Source organism: Streptomyces dysideae (assembly GCF_001514305.1).
GTDB classification, from domain to species: domain Bacteria; phylum Actinomycetota; class Actinomycetes; order Streptomycetales; family Streptomycetaceae; genus Streptomyces; species Streptomyces dysideae.
In genome coordinates, this window is the sequence record NZ_KQ949120.1 from 48,797 (window position 1) to 74,416 (window position 25,620).

Here is a 25,620-nt window from a genome sequence, read left to right on the forward strand (position 1 = left end):
CCCCCACCCGAACAGCGGCGGTGACGCCACCAGCAGCGCAGCAGGCCGCGGGACGTACGCGATGACCAGCACCGACCCACCTGGCCCGCCATCTCCTTCCACCGGGCACAGCGACACCCAACCCTGCGGTCCTGCCGAACCGCCCTTCTCCGCCGCCGAGCTGTCCGCCATCGCACGCCGTATGACGTGGCAGCAGCGCGCCGCCCTACGGGTCCTCGCCCGGACACCCAGTCGAGTCCGGCAGCGGAACAACGGCTCGCCGTACGTGGACACCCAGACCTCATCACACATCGCGATCACCACGTGGCACGCCCTGGAACGCAAGGGCCTGGCCTACCGCGACGCAACCGCCCACCCCGCATCCCTCATCGGTCAACGCCTGGCACTGACTCCCAAGGGACTGGCCGTCCTCAACCACCTCGCCCAGGCCACCTTCCCTCCCTCGGCGACCCAACTCTGGCCACCCACTCCGCCGCGTCATTTCCGCACACCCCAGCGCCCACAACGCCCGCGCACCCCACGCCCGGCGCAGCGGCTGACCACCCGCGCCCCACGAGGCCCGCTCCTCGCCATCCGCCCGCCCGCTCACGCGGCCAGCCGACATCCAGGCCGAACAGCTTCCACCAGCGCCGAGTGGGCGGGGCACGGCGGCGGCCCTCAACTGATCCCCCTCCGGAGTTCCTCTGTGCTCAATCTGCCCTATGCCACCGAGGTGTTGTCGGTCCCCACCGCTGACGGCACTGCACTGTCCGTCTACCGCGACACCCCAGCCCGCCCGCAGCCCGACGGCGCGACGATCGTGCTGGTGCACGGCGCGTCGGTCACCGCCGACCTGTGGCGCCTCCACACCCGGCACCTGACCAGCCTGGGCTTCAACGTGCTGCGCTACGACCAGCGCGCGCACGGCCGCACCCCGCGCGGTCAAGCACCGCTGACCATCGAGCAGCTCGCCGACGACCTGCACCACATCCTGCGCGCCCTCACCCCCACCGGGCCGCTGGTGCTCGCCGGCCACTCCCTGGGCGCGCTCGTTCTCCAGGAACTTGCCGCCCTGCACCCCCAGCTCCTGCCACGGATCCGGGGCATGGTACTGCTGTCGGCCACCGCCCACGGCGCGAGCGTTATGCCCGGCCACAGCCCGCGCGCCCTCCTTCTGGCCACTGGACGCAGCCTGTTCGCTCTGACCTGCACCCACGCGCCCCAGGCGGTGGACCGGGTGCGACGCCTGCTGCCCGACACTCACCCCTACACCCTCACACCCCGCCCCGGCACCGGACCGGACGACAGACCGCTGCCGTGCCGCCACGGCGTACGTCACACCACCACCGCGGATCTCGCCGCGCTCTGGCAGTCCCTGCGCCGCTACCGGGCACGGCACTTGCCCGTGCTGGAGCAGCTCGGCGGGCGTCTGCTGCTGATGGCCGGCGCGGAGGACCGGCACATCCCCGCCGCCCACACCGCGCAGCTGGCCGACCGACTGTGCGGCGCCCGCCTGGAGATCCTTCCGCGCACCTCGCACGCCCTGCCCATCCGCCACCCAGCACTCATCAGCGCCCGCATCGCACACCTTGCCACCGGGCCGCACTCTGAGTCTCACTTCCCGAAGGACCCGCCATTTCCGAACTCTCAGCTTTTCGAGCAATTTCACTAGGCGCCGGGATTCAGTCCAGCGCTATGCTCGCCCTGTCAGCCGAAGGCATTCTCCCGAAGGTCGACTACGCGATTTTCGCCGACACAGGATGGGAACCCAAGGCCGTCTATGCCCACCTGGACCGCCTGGAACGCGAGATAGCCGAACCCGCAGGCATACCCGTTCTGCGTGTCTCCTCGGGAAACATTCGCAAGGACGCCCTGGACCCAGAACACCGCTTTGCGTCCATGCCGCTCTACGTCCTCAACAAGGATGGCAGACCCGGTATGACCAGGCGCCAATGTACAGGGGAATACAAAATAAAGCCGATCAAGAAGAAGGTGCGGGAACTCCTCGGCTACCCCTATCCGGCACGCATTCCCAAGGGCGTATTCGTCGAGCAGTGGGTGGGTATTTCCACCGATGAATTCCATCGGGCCAAGGACGCCGATGTGAAGTACATGCGCAACCGGCATCCGCTCATCGACATGGGCTGGTCGCGATCCGACTGCGTGCGCTACCTGACCTCGCTCGGACTGGCCGACACGCCGAAGTCGAGCTGCCTCGGTTGCCCATTCCACGGAAACGCCCAATGGCGGCATATCCGCGACAACTCTCCTGAGGAATGGCAGGACGTGGTGGAGTTCGATGCGGCCATCCGAATGGGGAACGCCCGCGCCAACGCCACCGGCAACAGGCTGCTCGGTGAGGCGTTTCTCCACCGCTCCCGCGTCCCTCTCAGCGAAGCCCCGATCGACCACGTCACCGCCGCCGAGTGGGCGGCGATGCAGCAGGAACTCACCGACACCGGACCGGACCTTGAGGAACTGGAGCAGGGCGTCATCGACGGCTGTTCCCCGTGGGCCTGCCGCGGTGAAGTCGAACCGGTGCAGGACGACTTCGGACTGGCCTCTTGATCACCCTGGACCTGTTCGCGGGACCGGGTGGATGGAGCCACGCACTGAACGTCCTCGGCGTACGGGACGTGGGCCTGGAATGGGACGAGTGGGCCTGCAAGACTCGTGCGGCAGCAGGGCAGTTGACGATTCGCACGGACGTGGCCATGTATCCCGTCTGGCCTTTCCTCGAACGGACCACCGGGCTCATCGCGAGCCCGCCCTGCCAGGCATGGTCCATGGCCGGCAAACGCCTCGGCCTGGTGGACCAGCCGCTGGTGCACCAGGCTGTCGCGGATCTTGCCGCCGGCCGCGACACCCGCGCCAAGCTGCTCGCCTCCTGCCAGGACGAGCGCAGCCTCCTGGCCGCCGAGCCCATGCGCTACCTCCACGCCCTGAACACGGTGGGCCAACCGGAGTGGGTCGCTATGGAGGAGGTCCCCGACGTCCTGCCGCTCTGGCGCCAGTACGGGGTCATCCTCCGCCGCTGGGGATTCTCCGTATGGACCGGCATCCTCAACGCCGCCGACTACGGCGTACCCCAGACACGAAAGCGCGCGATCCTGCTCGCCTCCCGCGTCCGTACGGCCGAACCGCCCGCGCCCACCCACGCCCAGCTCGCCGAGCCTGATTCGCTGTTCGGGCCGGGCCGCGCCCGCTGGGTGTCCATGGCCGAGGCCCTCGGCTGGGGCGCCACCGACCGGCCCGTCCCCACCGTGTGCGCCGGCGGCGGACCAGGAGGCGGCCCCGAGCCCTTCCCTTCCGGCTCACGAAAGACCCTCTCCGACGCCCGTGACCGGGGAACCTGGGCACCCCGTGCCGACGGGATCGTCCTGCAGCCCCGCCGGGAAGGAGCAGGCTGGGCCGTCCGGCACGGAGTCCGAGACAGCCGGCCCGCTGACACACCCGCTCCGACCTTCACGGCGGAAGCGCACCGCTGGTCCTGGTCCCTGCGCAGCAACAACCAGGCCAACGCCACGGTCAGGTCGATCGAGGAGCCGGCCGGGACGCTGTTCTTCGGGCACCGCGCGAACGAGTGCACCTGGATCGCCGAGCCCGTCGGCACCCCGCCGGAGAATGAGACGGAAGCCGCGCCGGAGCCGATCCGGATCACCGCACGCGAGGCCGGCATCCTCCAGACCTTCCCCGCCGACTACCCGTGGCAGGGCAACAAGGGCCAGCAGTTCTCCCAGATCGGCAACGCCGTGCCCCCGCTGCTCGCCGGCCACCTCCTCGCTCCGCACCTGCGCGTTCCGCTCAACCCCGACGACTTCACCCTGGCCGCCTGATGCCCCGCACCCCCGCCCTCGACGAACCCGAGGACGACCTCGCCGACCTGCCCGACACGCATCCGCCGCAGCCCGTGTACTACGCCGAACAGGCCCTCCTCGGCGCCCTCCTCCTCGAACCGCGCCGCCTCACCGACATCGCTGGGATCGGGCCCGACTCGTTCTCCAACTACGCGCACTGCGCGCTGTTCGCCGCAATCCGTTCCCTGCCGGCCCCCGACCCGCACCAGCACGCACAGGACACCAGTTGGCTGAACGCGGTACTCACCGCCGCACGCGAGCACGCCCGCGGGCTGACCGCCTCCTACCTGCACACGCTCATCCAGGTCTGCCCGTGGCCCCGGCATGCGTCCGCGTACGCCCGGATGATCGAGACCGAGCATGCCCGCCGTACCCTGCGCGCCCGCGCCGAGCGCCTCGCGCTGACCGCGACGGACGTCACGCTCCCGCACCCGGTGCCCACCACCCTCGCCGAAGCCGACGCCCTCGCCCGCGCCGTGGACGACATCGCCGCCAGGTTCCCGGCACACGCCGGCTCCCTGCCCCGCACCCCCGCACCCCCGTCGGCAACCAACTCCGACCACGATGAGGAAGCGGTCGAGGAGGAGCGGCTGCTGCTCGCGACCGCGACGGCGTACCCTGCTGACGTCGAGCAGATGCGGTGGCTGACCGCCGACGACTTCACCCACCCTCTGCACGCCGGGCTGTGGCAGTGCCTGACAGCTCTGGCCCGGCGCCGTGCTCCCGTTGACCCGGTCACCGTCCTGTGGGAGGCCCAGCAGCGCGGCCTCCTCGCATCCGGGGCCGAACCGGCCGAACTGCTCGACCTCCTCGGAGCACCGGCCGGTTCCGCTGAGTACTGGGGCGAGCGGATCCTCCAGCGCTCCGTCCTCGCGACCGCGCGTCACGTGGGCCTGCGTATCGAGGCGCTCACCGATGACCCGGCGACCACGCCGTACCAGCTCATCCTCGGCAGCCGCCGCGCGCTCGCCGATCTGTCCGCCGTACGCGCCCGCTGGCACCACGCCACCTCACCCACACCAACGACCACGCGCACCAAGACCACGGCACCGCCCCGGGCCGGCCCGCCACGGACCACGGCATCCCCCGCCCGTATCTCCCGCTGACCCCGAACCCGCCGGTGGCCTGGCCTCCAACGGTCCGGCCACCGGCAGAAGCGAGCACCCCTTCGTGACGTCCCCCTCCGCCGACGCGTATGTCCGCCTCGACGCCCACCCCAGGCACACCAGCGCCGTTACCGCCACGATCACCGGCCCCCGACGAGGGCACGCCCGTGCTGCGCTGACCGTCCATGGCTTCGAAATCCTCGGCGAAGACACCCTGGTCATGGCCCGCATCGACCACGAAGAGCCCTACTGGGCCGAGAAGGCCGCACAGGCCCTGACCGTAGACGGCTTCATCACCGAGATCACCCCCCGGCTCCGCGAAGCCATGGAGGAGGAGTGGACCTGGGCCAACTACCCGATGCCCTGGTGTACCCGGGCGGAGATCCGGGAGGTCTCCAACGAAGCGCAGAAGATCTACGACGACATCCGTCACGGCCGGCTCATCATCCACGCCCACGCCGACGACAGCGGCACCACCGTCGCCGTCGGCACTTACCGCGAGACCGGCAAGAGCGTCTACCTCCACGGCGAGAACCACCTGCGGCAGATCACCGACACCTTTGATTCACCTGCCCAGGCTCTCACCGCCTTCGAACGCCTCCATGGCGACACCATGTGCCCCGGCCCTGCGCCCGTGACCGACACCGAGCGCGCCGTCGCCGAAGCCCGCATCTCGCTCGACATACCCGCCACAGAAGCCGAACCAGCCGCCCCGGAACCAGAGATCGTGCCCGCTTACACCGCCGATGCCGGCGACCACGACGCGCTCCTCGACCAGTTCCTCGCGGCACACAGCGACTGGGAGAAATGGCGCACCTGGACCGACGACACCACCCACGCCATCCACGAATCACAAACCCTGCGGGTCGAACGCGTCCACGAGGCCGATCCCCGCGAGACTGCCTGGACCGTCGCCGCCTACGAAACCCCCGTCTCCGACCGGATGTGGCACCTCACCGCGACCGGCACCACCCCTGCCCCCGTGCTCCAGACCCTGCTGCACCACCTCGCTGAAGGCGACGGGTGGGACACCGCCATGGGTAGCCCCGTCAACCAGAAGACCGTCACCGCCGCCACGAAGCCCCTCTCTGACGCCGGATGGAAGCACACCGTCGACGGACGCTGGATCGGCTGGACAACTCCGTCCGGGGACGTTGGCATCCAGTTCGACGCCTTCGCGGCCCAGCAGCCGAACAGCACGCTCGTCACCTGGACCATCTGGGCTGGCCCCAGCATCGACCGCCCAACCTGGACCGTCACGGCTTCCCCCTATACCCCCAGCTCGCTGCTGGCCGATCTCGCCGAGACCCTCGTCCACGGCACCGGACCCCGGACGCACACCGCCGTGAAGGTGAGGCACACCACGCACCTCATCACCACTCCCACAGCACCGCCCCCGAGTGCAGCCACGGCACAGGCCAGCCGATCCCGCTGACAGAGTTTGTGCTCGGGGTGCCCATCACTGCGCGTATCACGGCCAGGTGGCTGGTTATCTCGCGGCACGGACGGAACCCTGGTTCGCCGAGAACTGACTTGCGCACCGTGGAAGCCGAATACATATCTTTCTTGGATCTTTTGGACTCTATCTGTTGCGGGCCGGTTGCATGGAACTGTTCCATGCTGTTCTCTGGAGCGGTATGGGACGAGAAGAGTCGTTCAAACCTGAAGTTCTTCGGCAGTTGCGGGAACTAGGGGGAGTGAGCCGTCATGCGCTCGCTGACGCGGTAGGCGTCACTCAGCGGACGGTCGCGTACTGGGAGAGCGGTCAGCGCAAACCGGAAGCCCGCCAACTACACGCTCTGATGAGCTTCTTCAAGGTCGATGTTCACTACCTCACGAACCGGCCCAGGGGGAGTGCGACTCTCCGCGATCTTCGGCGGGAAGGCGGGTTCAGCAGTGCTGACCACGCGGCGCAGGCCGTGTCCGGCAAGAAAGTCATGCGCGGTGTCAGCTTTGACGGCACGAAGCTGCTTCGCCTTGAACGTGGCCTGCCCGTACGCGGCGTAGTCTGCTCCACCCCCGAGCACGCCGGACGCCTGGCCAAGGCCCTCGCCTTGGTTTACAAACTCCCCGAGCACGTGGTCGTTGATGCCTGGCGCAGAACCCGACCTGACGAGCCCGCCCCGGTGCTGCCGAGGCCGGGCCCCCGCCAGGAACGCTCCGCTCTCATGGAAACGTGGAACAGCCTCAATGACCGCCAGCGGATCTACCTGGAAGCCTGCTTCCTCCAGGACATGGAAGAAGAGCGGGTAGAGCGTGAGCGCTACGCGCACACCGGCCAGCGTCGCCCCGCCGTCGAGTGGCGGAAGATGACGCTCGCCCTCTACGCCCCGCCGGAGATCACGGGCTACAGCCGTCTTCAGGAACGCCTCCGCGACCAGGGCGTCCATGACCCCGGTACTGGCCCCTCCATCGCCGCACTGAACCGGCGCGGCCTGATCGCTGTTCACCACGACACCGTCACGATTGCCGGAGCCGGGCTGATCAAACGGACCCAGGTCGAGATGACCAAGCGGGGCAGGGCGGTTGCCCGCGCCGGCCTCGGCGTCTCACGTAGCCAGAGTGCTCCCGCCCCGATGATGTCGGTGTGGTTGTGGCGGACACTGGTGCGTGTTGCCTTTGCCAGTCAGCACGGCGGCGATTACGACCTGGTCGGCCGGGCACGTCTCCACCTGACGGTAAAGACCGGACCTGGCCAGGAGGCGCCCTCTCGGGGCTATCTCGAGCATAGGCTCCCCGACGGCGCTACCTGGGGGCGGCATGCCTGGTATCCCTCAGCCTCCGGCTGGAGACACATCGCCGACTACCTCTCCCAGTACCGGGAGTTGTATCCGACGGTTCCCACCGACGGCCTCGAAGACCTCATCCCGCCGCCGTACCGGACCCCGACTGTCAGTGGTGGCCCGTAGGCTGCCCGGCATGCCCGAGCACGATGAAGTACACCCGGAAGAATGGCAGTTCGACGAGACAGTCCTGCGGGCCGCCAGCGCGTTTGCGCTGTGCGAGGAGGCCCGCTACAACGACGGTCTCTCTTCCGGGCAGCGCGTCGAGAAGCTGATGGAGGCCCAGGGAGTGATCATGGCGACCGTGGGCCCCCGGTTCCGCGTCACTTTCCGGGATCTCCTCAACCGTCTTTCCGGGGACCAGGCCGGGAGCCTCGTCGGTATCTTCCCCGACGAGGCTCTCGCCGGCCCTCTGCGTAACCTCCGCTTCCTGGACAGTGTGGGCGTGTCTACTCAGGAGGGCTGCGACCTGCTGTGGGAAGCCGCGGAGATTTTCAAGATCGTCGACAAGAAGCAGAGACGTGGGGAGAGGTTTACTCACTTCGAGCTGGAGAGTGAGTTCGGCCAGGAGCAAGTATTCAAAGCCATTAAGGGTGGCCTCTACGAGCGGCACCGCCGGAACATCATCGAATACCCTGTCTGCGACAAGGAACAGCTGGAGGAACTCGGATTTCCTCCTGCCGTGGCTCAGGTCTTCTATCAGGACATCCCGTCTTACTGCCTCTACAAGCGGCAGTGGTGGTTCGGATGCCCTGCCTGCGCCTATCCCATGCAGGTGATTCCGCACGACGACGGCAGGACCTACGCCGTCAGGTGCCTCTACCCGTGGCACCAGGACACCGGAGCCCGCTTCAGCTTCACTGCCACCCGCGACCAGGTCCCGGTCCTCCATGCCGAGGACCGCATCTACATCCCCAGCAAGGCCGAGATGCCGCTCTATACGGGAGCATCGCGTGAAACCCCAAAGGCCCGGCCTGCTGAGGGATACCGTGCGCTGGTGCGCCGTGTCTGGCGCAGCACCTGCATCCCCGGACTCCCGGAACTCAGGCTTGCCGACGTCCTCACGGAAGCCGCTGCAGGGACCCGGTTGACGGTCGAGATCTGGCCGGACAACGACCGCGTCGACATCGAGGTCAAAGACGGTGACACGGTCGTCTTCTCCATCGACGTTAAGGACTACACCTGGCCCGGAACCCTGGCCAAGAAGCTCATCGAGGACCGCGGTGACAAGGGCGGAGCCACCTGGCTCGTAGTGCCCGACCACCGCCGCCAGCAGGTCGGCTACCTCACATCCGTCATTCACCGTGAACGTATTGGGATGACGGTCATGGCCGCGTCCGACTTCCTGGCGCTGTTCACCGACCGCCTGAAGGAGTACATGTGAGCAGTGGACGCTCCCCCGAGCAGAACGCCCTCCTCGCCGCGTTCGCCCTGGCATGTCACCTCTTCCCGGCAACCAGCGACGACGGCACTCCCATCGCGTCCTTCCGGCACGTGGCCCTGCTCGCCGAACGCAAACCCTGGTCGTTGAAACAATGGGACCAGCTCACCACGGACGAATACCGCGTCTTCGGGCGCGTCATCAGGAAGCTGCCCTCTTCCTACACGTCGGCCGACGCTGTCCGCGTCGCGTTCCGGGCCATGCTGGGCGACGACAGCGAACATTCCGTGGACCTGACCGACGGACTGTTTGCGCTGCCCTCCGACGGCACGACCGGGCATGTGCTCTGCTACCTGCCCGAGCCGCCACTGGACTACGCCGGCAGCATCATTCGGGGCTACTACACCATGGGCAAACGCCCGCGCGCGCTGGAATTCGCCGGCCCCGGCCACTACACGACCCGCGTCGCCTACCTCGGCAAGGATCTCGGCCGGGCCGCTGTCGGCCTCACCTTCCCCTCAGCCCCGGACTTCGAGGAGGCCCCCGGTCACGACGCCCTTCCCCACATCGTCACCGTCCCTGAGACACCCGAGCTCTCGTTCAGCAAGAAAGAGATCCTGGAGGTCGCCGAACTCCTCAGCCGTCCCGAACGCAAGGCCGGGACCAAGTACATCCGCCGGACCGTGAAGAAGTTCCTGAAGAAGCTCCGTTGCCCCAGCGGCAAGGTCAAGGCCCTTGAGCTGATGAACGGAAGCTTCCAGATCCTCAACGCGCCCACGGGCAGCGGGAAGACGGTCCTGGTGCGGGTGCTGGCCGCGTTGATGGCCAAGCGGGACCTGCGTCTGGGGATTGTCGTCCCGGACGTCAAGGCCACCTTGAAGATGAAGCGGGACATCGGCAGCGATCTCGACTGGCTGTACCAGTTGAAGGAGCTCCCTGAGCCCAAGACCTGCGCTGCGCTGATGTCCCCGGCCAAGCGGCACGAACGTGCCTTGGAGTACGGGGCGCTCATGAAGGACACGCCCATCGAGCAGTGGGACGGTAAGAACCTGGAAGATCTCGCCGAAGTGGGCTACGCGTGCGCCCAGAAGGCGTACATGACGGTCCAGGACCCGTTCCCGGCCGGCGAGGAGAACTGCCTGACGCTGAGCAAGCCCGGAGAGAGTGGCACCTACGCCTGTCCGTTCATCCCGGTGTGCGACAAGTTCCGGCCCCTCTACGAGGCGACCCGTGCCAGCGTCATCATCACCAACCACATGAACTTCGTGGAAGGAACTCTGCGAACCGGAGTCGTCTTCGACGGCGATTCCTTCCAGGACAAGCCCCGAGGGACCCGTGGGGCGTCCGTGTTCGAAGCAATGGCGCGCATGTGTCATTTGCTCGTCGTGGACGAGGTGGACGCCCTCCAACTCAGTGCCATCAAGGGATGCGCCAAGGAGGCGGTCCTCGCGTCCCTGATGAAGAAGTCCCTGCTGGACGTCGTCGATGACGACAGGCGAAATCTCCCGCCACACCTGCGCGAACTGCTCACGAACCCCCTCAGCCACGCCCGCTTGACCGCCGAGAACCTGCTTCTGTGGCTGGCGAACAAACAGTTGATCCTCAACCCGCCAGCGCTCAGCAAAGCCCGGGACGACAAGGACGACGCCTACCGCGACAACAAGGGATGGCGGACCGCGACGTCCCGGGACCGGGAGATCATTAACTACCTGTTCCCCGACGACCACGACGTCGACGAGCCGATCCCCGATGAGCTGTTCACCCTGCTCAACCAGCTCATGCCCGGCAAAGACTCTGACGAAGACCAGCCCGTGGAACTGCTGCCGATGCCGGAGGGAGCCGACTGGGAGCGTCTTACCGACCAACTCTACGACCTCGTCTCTCCACGCGGCCGGCACAACCTGCTTCCCGTAAAGCAGGCCATGCACCAGTCCATTGAGGAGACGGTCACCGAGGACACCGTACGTGCCCGTCTCGTCAACCTCATCACCGTGCGCGCCATCCTGCTGGAACTGGGACAGGCTCTTTCTCTCCTGCGTGAACAAGCGCAGAAGGTCCAGGACCACGACAGCGCCGCAGCCCGGGACATCCTCGCCATGACGTACCGGAGCACGGTCTCCAAGCTGTACCCGACCGGCATGCTAGGCCGCGACATCCACGGATACCAGGTGACTGGAATCGGTGACGACAGCAAGCCGACAGCCGAACTCCGCGAGAGCGCCACCATCGGTGACCCTCACACGTTCATCAGCGAACTGGGCCGTCTGACCTCGCTGATGGAGGCCGGGGTACGACGTCCCGTCCTTGGCCTGTCGGCCACTGCGTTCTTTCCCCACGCCTCCGGAGAGCACGTCCACGCGCCCGTGGCCTGGTGGATGCCCGACGTCAAGGAATCCATCAGGGCCAACAGACTGCCGGTCACCAACAGCGACGTGCCAGGCGGAGAGGGAATCCAGATCGCCGGCCTTTACGACGAGCACAAGCTTTCGGCACTGCGGGAGATGGGCCAGGCGATCTACGAGCAACAGCTTCGGGGGCGTCTCGACTGGCTTGCACGCAACGACCAGGACCGAGCCCGCTGCATCCTCCAGGTCAACGGCTACAAGCAAGGGCTCTACCTCGCTATCGGCATGGCGCAGGCGGAAGGGATGACACATCGCGTATGCGTGCTGCTGCGCCGTGAAGATCTCGCGGAGTACAGAAACATCCTCCCCAAGGGCGTGCGCGCGATCGTCGCCGAGGAACTGGAGGACTTCCACGAGTTCGGCGACATCCTCATTGCCCCCATGGCCCGGATCGCCCGCGGCCTGAACATCGTGGTCGAGACCCGATCGGCCATCAGCGACGTCTACCTGTGCGTCCGGCCAGTCCTCAGCATCGAGGACCCAGCGTGGATGCATGGCAGCGTCAACGCATGCGGCCAACGTGCCGCGCGTTCCTTCAGCGGGGACGACCCATACGAGGCGATCGAGCACGCCCGCACCGCATCCCGTGAGCACCTGGTGAAAATCCTGCGCTCTCCCACGCGGTTCTCCAGCATGCATCAAGACCTTCAGATGGAGTTGATCAGCTCCATGCTCGTGGAGCTGATCCAACTCGCCGGACGGGCACGACGCGGCGACACCGACATGGATCTATTCGTAGTCGATCAGGCCGCGTTGGGCACCAAATACACGACGGGCCTCGCAGAGGTCATTCGGCTCATCTACGATGCTTGGTCACCGGAGGAACGCGAGATGATGAACCGTTTGTACGGTCGAGCCATCATCGAATTCCTGCGCTACGCCGAGGTCTCGCACTCTTTCTCCTGACCCCGGCCGGTCTAATCGAAGAGAGGTTCCGGCAGCCGCATGGCAAAGCTCACCACCATCTACACCTCGTCTCTCCTCCTGAACGACGCTGTGCTGTCGGGCCAGTACGCGTACCTGTGGTCCTTCCACGACTGGAGCGACTTCGGCGGAGAAGGACGAAAAGACAAGCCGGAGATTCTCGTCGAGTGGCACAAGTATGGTGCGTGGGCTGGGGAGAGCCGGAAGAACAAGAATCTCCCCGAGGGTGTGGACGTGGCGATGCTGTGGCCGCTCAGTATCGCCACCACCGCCCTGCAAGCCCTCGCCGAGGGCTACGTCCACCTCGACAAGCACTTCCGCTACATGATCTCCCTCAAGGAGATCGACCCCGTCAAGCTCGCCAAGCTGTTCACCTACCTCGAAGCCGCGGTCAAGGGCACGTCGCTCGACAGCGCCTCCGACACCGGGAGGTCCACACTGCCGGGCCTTGTCCGTGCCACCACGCCGGCGAAGCTCTCCCTGGCCGATGTCATCCTCAACCGCGGCAGCCTGGCCCCCAGCCCGCCTGACTGGGCCTACCAGGCCGTGCGCTGGTGTATGGCCGACAAGTTCGCCGGGACTCCCTTCACCGAGTACGCCATGAAGCCGGTGACCTCGAAGAGCAAGGAGTCCGAACAGGCAGAGGACGAGAGGGAATCAGAGGAGACAGCCAAGCCCCGGCAAGCGGGATGGGCAAAGGACACCGAAACCGCCGTCACTCTCGCCTACCGGCCACTCAGCGACGGCAGCGTCATCGCCTGGGACCACCCCTTCGGACCCGCCTTCTCACACATCGGGCACCCCCCAGGCGCCGAAGCGACACAACAGATCGCTGACAACTGGTCCGAACTCCCCGATGAGTGGAGCGCCCGGGACTACGCGCTCTCCCGCGTTGACACCAAGATGGCCACCTTCACCGGCTACGCCAACCCCGTCATCCACTTCCACGGCAGCAACCGGCGTATCAGCAACGCCGTCATCTACGCCAAGACGGCCATGGTCGACTGCGGCGGCGACAAGCCGGTCCTCTCCCTCAAGCTGGACGGCCCCGGAGGCTTGAAGTCCGCCAACCGATACGGACTGGAGATCGCCGCCCGTCTGGACGTCGACCACACGGGCCTGCTCGCTGTCCAGACCCGGGCCAATACGGAGATCGACAAACGCGGCAGCGGCAAATCACTCACCATGGAGGCGCCCGGCAAGGTCCGGCCCCTGCACGCCACCATGCCCAAGAGCAACGGTGTCGGAACCGGCACCGGCACCCATCACCACCGTCTGATCATGGAGCACCTCCACGCCTCCTTCGCCCCGGAACTGACCGGGAACGGCGAAAGTGACAGCGAAAGCGGCGCGGCACCCGTGATGACCCTGGTCAGTGACAGCAAAGGCTTCGGCAAGCGGTACTTCCAGGACACATCCCACCTGCAGTGGGCGCAGGGGAAGGCAAGCGACGACGAGAGCAGCAAGAAGGCAGCTGCCCGTTTCCAGGACAAGGTCGGCCTCCCCTCCCCAGAATCCATCCAGCGCTCCATCGAAGAGCAGGGTGAGGGCGAGCTGGTGTATCTCGGCCTGTGGTACCGGTACCCCACGCGGCGGCGCATGGTGCAGGCCCTCGCCTGCGCCTATGGCATCGATCCCGAGACGATCAAACCCTCCCTCAGCGAGGTCGAACTCCGCCCCGGTATCCGCCTGGTGCTTCACAAGGCAGAAGAACTCCTTCAGCACGGCACAGGACGCGCTGGCATCCGCCGCGCTGAAGTCAACGCGCTCATCAACCGCTACAAGGAGCCGGGGACCCGCCTGGTTGTCTGGTGCGAAACCGAGATGCCCCGCGCCGACCAGGACGGTGCAAACACGCCGGCCAACGGCAGCCGCATGCGGAAGAGGGCTGAGGAGACCGAGAGGAACGAGAAGGACGCCAAGCACGCGGTGCGTGGTCTCTTCGCTGAAGCACGCGTGCCCAGCCAGTTCACCATCGGCGCCAGGCTCCAGTACCGCAAGGGAACGGCCGAACCCGTCCTGACCGAGATTCAGCCCCAGAAGAAGGAGTACCACAAGGACCACGCCGCGTTCGCCGCTGTCCTTGACATGCACCGCAGCCTCGGCGTTGTCGACGACCGGTACGAGGCCATCCTGCACCCCGAGAAGAACCCGCTGCCCCGCATCGCCTACTGCGGCCTGCACTGCCGGATGCAGACCAAGAGCAACAGCTACCGGGGCGAGCCCCTCTGGATCACCACTGCTGCCGTGCTCATCCCACCCAGCAAGCCCGGCGGCGTGTGGTCCATGCTCGGCTGGAGCAACATCACCAACACCTGGGCCCCGTATTACGACGCGAACACCGCTTTCCACGCCAAGAACTACCCCCTGCACAACGAAAGAGACGCGAGCAAGACGCGAATGGACCGGTGGTGCGAGGTCGGCAGCGACGCTGCCCGTGCGCTGGTACAGCTTCAGCAGAGGCCCGAAATGGCCGGTCTCGATCTCGCCGTCATGCTCGATGGCCATGCATGGCGTCGCATTTACCCTGGCTTCCACAACAGGAGCTTCGGTCTGACCCGCGACAGCCTGCCCGAGGACGACAAGCGTCTGTGGACTCCGCACCAGGACATCGCGGACGAGCGTCTGCACCCGATCAGCTACATCCGCGTCAACACCATGCAGGACGAACTTCCCCGCTTCGTCTACGCCGAGAAAGAGGGCATGGCCAAGAGCCGGCTGGCCAAGGGACTCGACCCCTTCATCAAGGTCAGCCAGTATCTCGCCTGGCCCGGCCACCGGCCCGAGGGACACCCCTGGTTCCTCTTCAATGAATCCCGTACCCACAACCGCAGCCGCCTCGGGGACGACCGCACCCGCTGGCGCGCCAGCGACGAGAGGGACGCGCGGGGGGATAGCGAACTCAACGGCAACTGGCACTCCATCACCACCCGAGAGATCAATCCCATGTTCACACGCCGCTACTCCCGGGAAGACCTCGCCCGAGCCACCGCCTGCCTCTCCCACCAGGCCATGTCCTGGTCCGAGCGCACCCGCTACCCCGCCCCCCTGCACGCCGCGCTCCAGATGGACCTCGACCACCCCCAGTACAGGCGATCCGCCCCCAGCAACAGGGACGCCGACCAGGAACAGAAGAACATCATCGACTCAGCCACCGGAGCCCGCTGAATACCGGCACGCACGAGCGTTCCGCATCCAGAGCCCCCGAACGCGATCAACTCCGACCAGCCACGCAAGGTTGACACGAGAGAAAGACAGCCGGTGCCACAGTGACTGGCGTGATTCCCGCACACGTGAACGACGCTCCGCCCCCCGTCTACGCCGACAGCCTGGACATACCTGTGCTGTTCCGCGACGGCCCGGCACGGCGCCCCTATCCCCAGTGGCGCACCGCCCCGCACGCACCCTGGGCCACAGCAGCTGCCTTCCCGGCCGGCGACGGGTGGTACGCCCCCACCACCACCTGGCGGGAAATCATCAAAGCGGCGACCGAGGTGGGCCGCGACGTCACGCCGAACCTGCAGCAGGTTCCGCAGCTCGCGCGGGGTGAACTCGTCGCCCGGGTCTCCCCGCTGTATGCCTATCTCGGTATTCACCATGTCACGCCCAAGCACCCCCTCCCGCATAGCGCGGGGCGGCGCCTCACCCTCAACGCGGTCTACGAATACGGCACCGAGCGGACCGCGAAGAACGCCCTCGGCTACCGGCTGGGCATGACCATGGCCGAGTGGGTCTGCCGCTCGCTGATGGGCCTTGGACAGACATGGCACCTGGAAGACGGTGGCCCCGACCCGGCGCTCGCCGACGCCTTCAAGGACCCCACCCGGCGCCTGCCGGACCTGTGGGGCCTACACGAGGCGGAGAATGCGTACTGGCTCATCGAGGCGAAAGGCGGCAACGTCGGCAAGACGACCCTCAGGGATGGCTGGAAGCAACTGAGCGAAGGAAGCAAGATTCTCCACGCCTACGCCCACCGCCGGGTCCTGGTCGGTGCAGCGGTACAACCCCAGGGCGACCTCTTCCTCACCATCGACCACGACCAGCACCCCGGCCAACCACCTCTCGATACCGGCGGCATCTGCCCCACACCGACCATTCCCGGCAGCCCCGAAGACCACCTCGGCGCCAGCGACGACGCCCTCATGGGCACAGCCCGCACACAGATGCTGGTCTACCTCGCCCTGCGCTCCGCGCCACCGTCCCAACTACGCACCATCGCTCTGCCCGCCGACCGCACCACCCGCCGCCGTCGGAGAGAGGGGATCATCATCCCCTTGGAAGGGGACGACGCCACACGCGCCCTGCGCGCCGACGCCCGTAGTGCAGCCAGCAACCTGGACGACGAGCAATCCCTCCGTGAGGGGGCACGTCTGATCGGTCTCGACGACTTCCTCACCTGCCGTATCCCCGGCACCGAAGTGCACCTGGGCATGTCCCGCCGCCTGTTCGCTGCCTGCGCACTGCTGCACCACGAGGACCGGATGATCGCCGAACGCACCCCCGGACTGCGCGCCGAAGATCAGCATTTGGCCGAAGAACCAGCCGACGAGGAAGCCGAAGAGGAGCGCCGCCGTACCAAGCGGCGCATCTTCCGCGAGCAGCAGGAAGAGGCCCGCCCTCGGGTCCGAAGGCTCGTCCGCCAGGCATTCGACCAGGGCGCGGACCGCGAGTGGAGCGACCTTCTCCCGGACCAGCAAGAACCTCGACTCGACCTCGATGACCATCCGGGCCTGCTGGAAGCCGCAACCCCGGAGACCTACCTTGCCCTGCGCCAGGACGACCTTCCTTACCGCCGCCGCTAAATGCGGGGCTTTACGAGCGCTGACCGGTCAATGCTGCGCACGGTCCCGCGCCGCGGTGCTCGCTCCGACGCATGGTCTCAAGTGATCACGGAGCTTGGGATCTGCGTCGCGGCGGCTGATTGCTGATGCGTCGCAGGGAAGGCTGAGTGATTCTCAGAGAGGGCCGGCAACCGACTGTGCGCCATTCTGGTGACGCGGCGGTGCGTCATCCCGGTGACCAGGGCCCGCCCCCGGTCGATGTGGTCGAATCCGAAGTGGTGGGCCCGGCGGGGTCCCTGCCCCGTGCTCGACCCGACATCGAGTACACCGTGGAGAAGCCAACTCGGCCGGCACCGCTGCATGGTCCTGATGTTCCTCGTGGCTCTCGGCCGCGCGCGCCGTGTCGGGACGGCTCCGCGGTTTTGAGGGGTCCCGAGTCATGAAGACTACTGCCATCGAACGCCGCGCCGAACTGCTGCGTCTGTACACCGGGCTGCCCTGGCAGTTCGCCCGGCGCCGGGTCGAGGCCGCCGCGCCTGGCTCCCTGCTGATCCCGCAGCCGGACGCCGACCAGCTACTGCTGGAGGCCCGGGTGATGGCCGCACTGGCCTGGCGTCGGATCACCACTCTGCACCCGTGGGGCATTGAACACGTTGACCCGCGCCCCGACCGCCTCCTGATCCGATTTGAGGCCGACGCGGTCGAGCGGCGCGCCCCGGACGAGAACCAGGCCCTGGACCTGGCCGAGGTGCTGCTGCCACGCGCCGACGAGTACGGCGACATCAAGGGGGTGCCCGGGGCTCGTACCCACGTCGAGGGCGGGCAGGTGGTGCTGCGCATGCTGGACACGTCCGCCTCCGTCACCCTGCTGGGTCTGGATCCTGACGAGTGGCTGCGCGCGGTCGACGTCCAGGACCAGCAGATGGGCACCTACGGCATGACGCCGTGTCACCGCGAACTGCCGGCCCGCTGGCACCCGGCCGAGCGCCCCTACCGGCGGCCGGGCCGCCAGGGCACCGCGGTGTCGGCCTGGCTGACCAGCGGACTGTTGCGCCGGGTCGGCCTGATCCGCACCTTGGGGGTGCCGCTGGCCGTGACCGGCTGGCTCGGCCACCACGAACGCGGCGGCGGCGAACGCTGGATTATCGACCCCACGTTCGCGGAAGGTTCCGGCGCGACCGGCCACCGGCGGCTGATGGCGCTGCTCGCGGCACCCGGCTGGGGCCTGCCCGTCACTCCCTTGGACGACCACTGCAACTGCCATCTGCCGCTCGGTTACAGCGACCAGTGCACAAGCATCACCGCTGGCCTGGCCGAGCGGCCCGGAGTGCTGGAGGTTCGCGCCATCCAGCGCCGCGGCGACCGCCTAAAGCGGATCCAGGAGCACCGCCCAGCGATCTACGCGGCCCGGCAGCAGATCGCCCTCCCTGTGCCCGCCTGGGTCGACCGCTGGCTCGAGCGCGGCGGATCTCCTGTTCCGAACCTACCGGTCGGCGCCGTCACCAACCTTCGCTGAGAATCACTTAACTTTCCCTGCGATGTGCGTCCAGCGAAAGGAAAGGCAGGCACAGATGCCTGGGAATGCACGCTGCTGCGAAGCGGAGCAACATAGCGCGGGATCGCCGGTTAGCCAAACCGGCGATCCCGCGCATCATTGACGATCCACGGCCACTTTCTGCCCGTACGTCGGAAGGCACGACCACCCCAACATCCACAGCGGCCCAGTCCCGAACCCACTCACGTCACAGACGCACCGGACCGCTACGCCGCCGCGTAGCTGGCGCGGAAGAGGTCCACAGCTCGCTCCACGTCCCGCTCGGACCGCAACTGCACCTCCAGGTCGCCCGTGCCGTGGTGGCCCAGCCCTGTCACATCCCGGGTGAGGCCGGGCACGAGGTCGACCTCCTTCGGGTCGGCCTTGAGGTAGATGAGGAGCTTGGTCTTCTGGGGCGGGCAGACGCAGGCGAAGTTCCGCAGGCGCTGATAGGCCCGGTACTGCTTGCGCTGCACCCGGCTGACGCCGTCCCCGAGGCCGAGCAGCACCTCATCGACCGCCTCGGCCAGTTCCGTCAGCGCCCCGCCCTGCCCGCGGACAGGCGGCAGCCCGGCCGCGCCCCGACGTACCCGCCTCACGGCCGGCGTCCGGCCGGTGACGGAAGCCACGGTCTCAAGGCCGATCAAGTCCTTGCCGAAGAACCGGTAGCGGACAAGGTCGATGCTGCGCCGGTGCTCGCGTACGGCGTGCGCGTCGTAGCGGGTGAAGTCGCCGGCGACACAGATCAGCCGGGGTGCGCTCCACAGCACCTGGGACGCGGCCGTTACCCCGAGCCGGTCGCGGACCAGGTGCCGGAAGGAGTCCTTGTGAGCCGAGAGCCACGACATGTAGTAGAGGCCCTGGTTGATCACCCCGGCATCGGTGCCGCGCTTGTACTCGACGACCACCGGCGCCCCGTTCTCATCGAGCCCCAGCGAATCGATCCGGCCGGCGTCAGCACATTCGATGACGTACTCGCTGGCCAGGAACCGCACCCCCAGCATCGTCTCCATGTGCGCCTCGACGAGGCCCTGCACATCCGCCTCGGCATCAGCAAGACGCGGCATGACCTCGGTCACGCCGCTATTCGTCGTGTGGAACAGCTTCAGGCCCGACACCTTCCCCTCCTCGACTCGAAGATCGAGAACGTCAGGAAGGGGCAAGATTGTTTCCGTGAGACCCTGCGGGCGAGTGAAGATGGTGTGAGAAGCTACCTCCGGGCCACCGGGGCGCACCAACGTCCCACGAGTCCCAGGGATCGCCAGATCCCACATACGTCCCACAGGTACCTGGGACGAGCGCCCGGAAGCCTGCGTCCGCGCAGGTCAGCCCCCGTAGCTCAGTGGATAGAGCACGTGCCTTCTAAGCGCTTGGCCGCAGGTTCGAGTCCTGCCGGGGGCGCCACAGATGCTCCGCTGAAATGGCGACGTTTTGGCAGGTCAAATAGGGTGCATCCGATCTACTGGATCAATCGGATGCAGTCCTTCCGCCGAGGCCTCAGTCCGGCTGGCACCGGCTGAAACCGGGTTTCTACGGGTGTCTGTCCCCCATGCGTCCCCCAGCGCCCCCGCCCCGGGACGCCTCGCCTTGAGTCGGAAGATAGCGAAAAGCGGTCCGGGGCCCACTCTCGTGGGCCCCGGACCGCTTCGTACTGTCACCGCGGGAGGTAGCTGGCGCCGATCCGCTTCAGGTAGTCATCGCGCTGGCCCTGAATGCATCGTGCGTAAACGGCGTTCAGGACGGGCACGCTGTTCCCCGCCCATTCAGCGACCTCTGCCGGCGGGATGCCGTCGTTCAGCCACCCCGTGAGGCACGTGTGACGGGCGTCATACACGCGCTTCCCGGCGGGAGACTTGAACTCGTGGGGGGGGGTGAGAACCGCCTTACGGGCCTTGCCCCAGACTCGCCGGAAGACGGATCCGGCCAGCATGTCGCCACCCTCACCCGGGAAGAGGAGATCACCCGGTTTGAGCTTGTAGCGCTCGATGATCCCGCGCAGCAGGGCGACGAGGTCAGGGTGGATCGGTACGGTCCGCGTGTCACCTCCGGCCCGCCCCTTGAGGTAGCGCTCTTCGTGGACCTCGCCCGTGTCGGTCCACTGGCTACCGGCCTCGGGCTGAGCCTGATGGACGACGAACTCGCCAAAGTCCGACTCCGGGAGCGTCGCGTCACCGACACGCAGTGCTACAGCTTCCTCCGGACGGAGGCCGGCGTAGAAGAGGGTGGCGAAGAACGCCTGGTAGAGGAGGCCCCGGCGTGGGCGCTTGCCTATCCATTCGAGCAGGGCGGTGACCTGCTGCGGATTGAGCAGTGAGCGCTTGTCGATGGCCTGGGCTACCTTCGGGGCGCCGCCGCCCTCGCCATTGCCCTTTCCCTTGGGGAGAGGGTTGGCCCGCAGGATGCCGTGCCGGATGGCGTACTCCATCGCCAGGTTCATGATCCGGCGGTTTCGCGTGACGGAGCTGGCTGCTGCGGCGGTGCCGTCCAGGAGCGTTCCGAGCGCGGCGACGACGGTGTCGACCTTCTCGGTCTCCTCCCATGCGGACATCGGCAGGGTGTTGCGCTGAATCCAATCGAGGATGACGCGGACGTCTTCCGGAATCGGCTTCTCGAGGTCGGTCCGGCGCTTGGTGTTGAACGCCCACTCACGGAGCGCTGTGCGGACTTTCAGGGGTTCGAACTGCTTCGGGGGCGTCCGCAGCAGCGCGATAGTCGCAGCGGTCATCGCCTTGGCGACGTTCTTCCGGTGATTCGCCGAGGATCGTGTCCACGTCTTGTCTACGTGCTCGATGGCGAAGTCGTACCAGTTGGTCTCCGCTGCCTTGCTGGAGTACGAGATCGGCAGGCCGGTGACGAAGCTGAATGGCTCGCCGCGTTTAACGGCGGTCATCAACTCGGAGCGGCGAGCATCCGCAAGTGCCCTGGTGGGGTAAGTCTTGCTGTGCTTCTTGGTGTCGACCTTCCAAACGACTTTGTACGTATAGCCGTTCGCCCTCTCACGCCGCTCGATGCTGTAGATCCGGACGTCAAACGTGCCCTCTATCAAGGACGATCCTCACAATCAGTAAGCCAGTTTTCGAAATCGCTGCGTCGTATTCGGAGGGCGCCGTTAGGCAGCCGGATGCAGCGGGGACCGCGCCCCTTCTGCCGCCAGTCGTAGAATGTCGAACGGGTAATCTGCAGTTCGGCGCAGATTTCGTCGACCGTCAGTTTCTGCGCAGACCGTGTAGCTACTGAGGTTGAACTCGTAGTGCCGGGTGGGGATCTGACGTTTCGTGATCGTCGCGGTATGCCGGAGGGATGAGGTATGCGCAGGGAGGCGGGCTGACGCCGAAGCAGCAGGCGGCTCGTGAACAGTTGAGGCTGGAGGCCGCTGAGCGGTTCGCGTGTGGGGAGAAGACCAGGGACGTTGCGCGTGCGCTTCGGGTCGGGGAGCGCCAGGTGGAGAAGTGGCGCAGGACGTGGCGCGAGGGCGGGGCGGAGGCGCTGCGCTCGAAGGGGCCGATGTGCGTGGAACTTCTGAGCCCTGCGCAATGGGAGCGTCTCGTGCGGGAGTTGGAGCGCGGCACCCTGGCGCACGGCGGGGATGAGGAGCAGGGCTGGACGCTGGTGCGGATCCGTGCGCTGATCATCCGGTTGTTCGGGGTGGAGTACACGGTGCAGGGGGTCTGGAAGCTGATGCGGCGGCACGGCTGGTCCCCGCAGGTGCCGGCCCGGCGGGCATTGGAGCGAGATGACGCGAGTGTCGAGCGGTGGCGGAGTGAGGTGTGGGAGACCGTAAAGCCACCGCAGCGGCCCAGGACGCCTACATCTGCTTCGAGGACGAAGCAGGGCAGGGACTGAGGCCGCCGAAGGGACACACGTGGGCACCGCGCGGCCGGACACCGGTGGTGCGGGTGCGCGGCTCGAACCGGGGGCAGGTCTCCGTGGCGGGAGTGGTCTGCTTCAGGTACGGCGAACGATCGCGTCTGTTCTACCGGTTGCACGTGTACCGAGGGCGGAAGGGGGAGGTGAAGAGCTTCACCTGGCAGGACTACCGTGACTTGATCGTCGTGGCGCACAACCAGCTCAAGGCCCCCGTGGTCTGGGTTTGGGACAATCTCAACGTCCACCTGGTCGACGAGCTGGCGCTGTTCTTCGTGGAGAACGAGGAGTGGCTGACGGTGTTCCAGTTGCCGTCGTACGCTCCTGAGCTCAACCCGCAGGAAGGCGTTTGGTTGCTGGTCAAGCGTGGCCTGGCCGACTTCGCCGCCGCCAACCTCGACCACCTGGCCCGCGTCATGAAACGCAAACTCAAGAAGATCCAGTACCGGTCGGACCTGATCGACGGCTGCCTCACCGAAACCGGACTGATCATGGGTGCCGGATGACCGACCGGCCCGCCACGGCTCGGGCTGGCTTAGTTCGGAGAAGGACCTCTCTGCGGCAGTTGCAACACCTTCGAGGACAAGGAGGGGCCGTGCTGTACCTGCTGGAATGCCGTGGCTGCCTGGAGCAGGAAGCGCCCCTCAGTGACTGGGCGACCTCCTCCTCGGCTCCACCGCCGCCCCTGCGCCCGGCACGCGCACTGCCCGGTCGTGATCGCCCGGGAGTCCTGACCGACCGGTCCTGTCGCCCCGTCGCCATATCGCATCGCGATGTCGCAGCGCCGGAACTGGATGCCAGCAAACAGGTGATTATTCGCCTTCAATCACTCGAAGAGCCCATGAAATAGCTCGAATGCGGATCTTTCCGCTGGCGAGGGGCCGCAATCCAGCAGAGCGTAATCACGTCGCTACTGCGATCAGGATGAGTCGGCGCCGTGCCGGCTACGCAGTCGCGACGAAAGGGGTAGTCCCATGCGAATTGCCCGGACCCTGTTCGTCTCCGCCGCAATCACCGCGTCCGCCGCGCTCTGCGCTCCCGCCGCGAATGCCGTGACGGCGACCGAGCCTTGGACGCCGGTCAACGCCACTTCCTTCGGCAGCGACGACCACGACAAGTTCAAGGACGGCAAGGAGAAGTTCAAGGACGAGCACGACAAGAAGGACCACTTCGGCAAGGAGAAGCCGAAGGGCGGCGTCCACGCCGGTGGCGGCGCCCTCGCCATGACCGTGACGGAGGACGGCGGCCACTTCGACGACGAGCGCGACAAGTTCAAGGACGGCAAGGAGAAGTTCAAGGACGAGCACGACAAGAAGGACCACTTCGGCAAGGAGAAGCCGAAGGGCGGCGTCCACGCCGGTGGCGGCGGCCTGGCAACGTCCGGAGGCAGCATGACCGCAGGCTCCGTACTGCTGCTCGGCGGCCTCGGGGCCGGCGCGTACATGCTGCGGCGCCGCAACGCGTCGGATGCCGCGGCCTGATCACCTTCCTCTCGCGGTTCGCCGCGTTGTCGCGGCCGCCGTCACCTTCACCGGGCGACGGCGGCCGTGGCGTTTCGCCGGCCCTTCATGCCTCACCGCCGTCCCGTTCACCTGATTCTTGCGAGGATGCCCCGGCGTTCAGGCCAGCCGCCCCCGCAGGGGCGGACCTGGTACGGCGTGGGCTCAGGCAGCGGTGGCCGCCGCGGCCAGCAGCCGGGCGAGTTCGACCGGCTTGGTGGTCATCGGCCAGTGGCCCGAGTCGATGTCGACGAAGTCCAGGTGCCTGGTGCGGGCGACCTCGGGCACGTCACCGGCGTCGATCCAATCCCGGGCCTGGGCGGGGTGAACTCGGGGCACACGAGCAGCATCGGGACGTCGAACCGCCGCTCGTCCTTCAGCCGCACCGTGTCCTTGGCCACCCCCTCGGGCACGGGAATCGCCGCCGAGGCAATGCGGCTACGCGTCTCCTCGTCGAGGTCGACGGAGTCCGGTCCTTCGAACGGGCCCCAGCCGGGGAAGGGCATCACGCCGGCCTTGGTCTCGAAGAAGTCGGCGTACGGCTGCCCGTCGGCGTACGGGAAGCCTCCGATGAGGGCGACCTTGGCGATCCGCTCCGGCCGCGCGTCGGCGGCCAGCCAGGCCAGGGTGCAGGCGGCGGAGTGCCCGACCACCATGGGCTTCTCCGGCGCCGCGTCCACGGCGGCGAGCACCGCCGCCACCTGGTCTTCCAGCATGGCGGACTCAGCTCCGTCACCCTGACCAGGGAGGGTGAGCGCCACGGGGCGGTGGCCGAGTTCCTCGAGCGCGGGCACGACGTCGTCCCAGGCGGATTCGTCGAGCCACAGGCCGGCGATGAGCAGGATGTCCATGGATCAGTTCTCTTTTCCGTGTTCCCGTGAAGCCTGTGAGGTCGGTCAGTGCCATCACGCTACGACCGGTTCCGGACAATCCACTTCCGGTATGTCTCGTGACCGCCCCACGCACGAACCGCTCTGCGGCCCCCAGCCTCAACTGCTCACGAGCCGCCTGCTGCTTCGGCGTCAGCCCGCCTCCCTGCGGATATCTCATCCCTCCGGCATACCGCAACGATCATGAAACGTCAGATCCCCACCCGCCACTGCGAGTTCAACCTCAGTACCGCCATGCCGGCACCTCGCGGACACGAGCGCGCTGGGCGTCATCAGCAACCGCAGTCGGACATTGCTGGGTGAGCTGAAAAAGGGCAGGGGGTATCGCAAATCGGCACATGGAACGGGATTCCTTGCGAAGCTGCGCGCTGGGCGACTAGTGTCTCGTGATCCGGTTTGTGTCAGTTCGAGTTGTTGTTGACGAGTTTCTTCACGGCGGTCTGGACGAGCCGGACCTTGGCGAGGATCTCCCCGGCGGTTGCGGTCCAGGCGAAGGGTTTCGCGCTCCCGTTCCAGGAGTTGATGTAGTCACGGATCTGCTTGACCAGGACGTGGACGCTGGAAAAGGTGCCGCGACGGATCGACTGTCGGGTGATGATCCCGAACCAGGTCTCGTG

At 67.0% G+C, this 25,620-nt stretch carries 17 protein-coding genes, 1 tRNA gene and 2 pseudogenes; 15 read left to right on the forward strand and 5 right to left on the reverse strand.

Annotated elements, in window-relative coordinates; genetic code table 11:
• The first annotated feature begins 61 nt into the window (after window positions 1-61).
• From AQJ91_RS56835 to AQJ91_RS42690, 11 genes are all read left to right on the forward strand, one after another.
• Window positions 62-1,651: an alpha/beta fold hydrolase gene (locus AQJ91_RS56835; protein ID WP_234383378.1), complete on the forward strand. Its 1,590-nt coding sequence runs from the start codon at window positions 62-64 to the stop codon at window positions 1,649-1,651.
• A 23-nt stretch (window positions 1,652-1,674) separates the two neighbouring features.
• The gene (locus AQJ91_RS42640; RefSeq protein WP_079085625.1) at window positions 1,675-2,547 is read left to right on the forward strand and encodes an adenine nucleotide alpha hydrolase family protein; all 873 of its coding nucleotides are present in this window, start codon (window positions 1,675-1,677) and stop codon (window positions 2,545-2,547) included.
• The gene (locus AQJ91_RS42645) at window positions 2,547-3,815 is read left to right on the forward strand and encodes a DNA cytosine methyltransferase (RefSeq protein WP_107122691.1); all 1,269 of its coding nucleotides are present in this window, start codon (window positions 2,547-2,549) and stop codon (window positions 3,813-3,815) included. Before AQJ91_RS42640 ends, AQJ91_RS42645 begins: the two co-directional genes overlap by 1 nt.
• Entirely contained in the window at window positions 3,815-4,942 is a 1,128-nt protein-coding gene (locus AQJ91_RS42650; RefSeq protein WP_067033686.1) for a DnaB-like helicase N-terminal domain-containing protein, read from the forward strand. Before AQJ91_RS42645 ends, AQJ91_RS42650 begins: the two co-directional genes overlap by 1 nt.
• A 64-nt stretch (window positions 4,943-5,006) precedes the next feature.
• On the forward strand, window positions 5,007-6,377 hold the full coding sequence (locus AQJ91_RS42655; RefSeq protein WP_079085626.1) for an SPDY domain-containing protein: 1,371 nt from the start codon (window positions 5,007-5,009) through the stop codon (window positions 6,375-6,377).
• Between the two features lie 169 nt (window positions 6,378-6,546).
• Entirely contained in the window at window positions 6,547-7,851 is a 1,305-nt protein-coding gene (locus AQJ91_RS42660) for a helix-turn-helix domain-containing protein (RefSeq protein ID WP_079085627.1), read from the forward strand.
• A 10-nt stretch (window positions 7,852-7,861) separates the two neighbouring features.
• Window positions 7,862-9,109, forward strand: coding sequence for a restriction endonuclease-related protein (locus AQJ91_RS42665; RefSeq protein ID WP_159054794.1), 1,248 nt, complete (start codon window positions 7,862-7,864; stop codon window positions 9,107-9,109).
• Between the two features lie 110 nt (window positions 9,110-9,219).
• Window positions 9,220-12,417, forward strand: coding sequence for a hypothetical protein (locus tag AQJ91_RS42670; protein WP_159054795.1), 3,198 nt, complete (start codon window positions 9,220-9,222; stop codon window positions 12,415-12,417).
• A gap of 39 nt (window positions 12,418-12,456) precedes the next feature.
• Complete coding sequence (locus AQJ91_RS42675; protein ID WP_067033695.1) at window positions 12,457-15,603, forward strand: RNaseH domain-containing protein; 3,147 nt, start codon at window positions 12,457-12,459, stop codon at window positions 15,601-15,603.
• Between the two features lie 110 nt (window positions 15,604-15,713).
• Entirely contained in the window at window positions 15,714-17,237 is a 1,524-nt protein-coding gene (locus AQJ91_RS42680; protein WP_234383379.1) for a gamma-glutamyltransferase, read from the forward strand.
• A 418-nt stretch (window positions 17,238-17,655) separates the two neighbouring features.
• Window positions 17,656-18,732 (forward strand): hypothetical protein, encoded by a 1,077-nt coding sequence (locus AQJ91_RS42690; RefSeq protein ID WP_067033703.1) that lies wholly within the window; start codon window positions 17,656-17,658, stop codon window positions 18,730-18,732.
• Between the two features lie 245 nt (window positions 18,733-18,977).
• Here the strand turns inward: AQJ91_RS42690 and AQJ91_RS42695 are convergent, their stop codons facing one another.
• Window positions 18,978-19,868, reverse strand: coding sequence for a DUF5655 domain-containing protein (locus AQJ91_RS42695; protein ID WP_067033706.1), 891 nt, complete (start codon window positions 19,866-19,868; stop codon window positions 18,978-18,980).
• Window positions 19,869-20,078: 210 nt separating this feature from the next.
• On the opposite strand from AQJ91_RS42695, the gene AQJ91_RS42700 reads away from it, so the two are divergent.
• Window positions 20,079-20,154: transfer RNA gene (locus AQJ91_RS42700), tRNA-Arg, on the forward strand.
• A 250-nt stretch (window positions 20,155-20,404) separates the two neighbouring features.
• On the opposite strand, the gene AQJ91_RS42705 is transcribed toward AQJ91_RS42700, so the two are convergent.
• Window positions 20,405-21,796, reverse strand: a complete 1,392-nt coding sequence (locus AQJ91_RS42705) for a tyrosine-type recombinase/integrase (RefSeq protein ID WP_234383380.1) — start codon at window positions 21,794-21,796, stop codon at window positions 20,405-20,407.
• A complete protein-coding gene (locus AQJ91_RS51175; RefSeq protein WP_407697042.1) occupies window positions 21,793-22,107 on the reverse strand; it encodes a helix-turn-helix transcriptional regulator in 315 nt (104 codons plus the stop codon). The genes AQJ91_RS42705 and AQJ91_RS51175 overlap by 4 nt, the downstream gene beginning before the upstream one ends.
• Between AQJ91_RS51175 and AQJ91_RS58800 the strand changes: the two genes are divergently transcribed.
• The 3 genes from AQJ91_RS58800 to AQJ91_RS42720 all read left to right on the forward strand — a co-directional run bounded on the left by AQJ91_RS58800 (window position 22,051) and on the right by AQJ91_RS42720 (window position 24,095).
• A protein-coding gene (locus AQJ91_RS58800; protein ID WP_456113466.1) for an IS630 family transposase occupies window positions 22,051-23,120 on the forward strand; the annotation gives its coding sequence in 2 pieces (ribosomal slippage) (window positions 22,051-22,512 and window positions 22,515-23,120; 1,068 coding nt in all). The two genes, AQJ91_RS51175 and AQJ91_RS58800, sit on opposite strands and share 57 nt — an antisense overlap.
• An 89-nt stretch (window positions 23,121-23,209) precedes the next feature.
• Window positions 23,210-23,464 carry a hypothetical protein gene (locus AQJ91_RS54145; protein ID WP_159054796.1) on the forward strand — a complete coding sequence of 85 codons (255 nt, stop codon included), beginning with the start codon at window positions 23,210-23,212 and terminating at the stop codon, window positions 23,462-23,464.
• A 124-nt stretch (window positions 23,465-23,588) separates the two neighbouring features.
• Window positions 23,589-24,095, forward strand: coding sequence for a hypothetical protein (locus AQJ91_RS42720; RefSeq protein ID WP_067033715.1), 507 nt, complete (start codon window positions 23,589-23,591; stop codon window positions 24,093-24,095).
• 183 nt (window positions 24,096-24,278) lie between these two features.
• Here the strand turns inward: AQJ91_RS42720 and AQJ91_RS42725 are convergent.
• Window positions 24,279-24,964 (reverse strand): annotated as a pseudogene (locus tag AQJ91_RS42725) (alpha/beta fold hydrolase).
• 440 nt (window positions 24,965-25,404) lie between these two features.
• A pseudogene (locus AQJ91_RS42730) lies at window positions 25,405-25,620 on the reverse strand (IS630 family transposase); the annotation flags it as partial.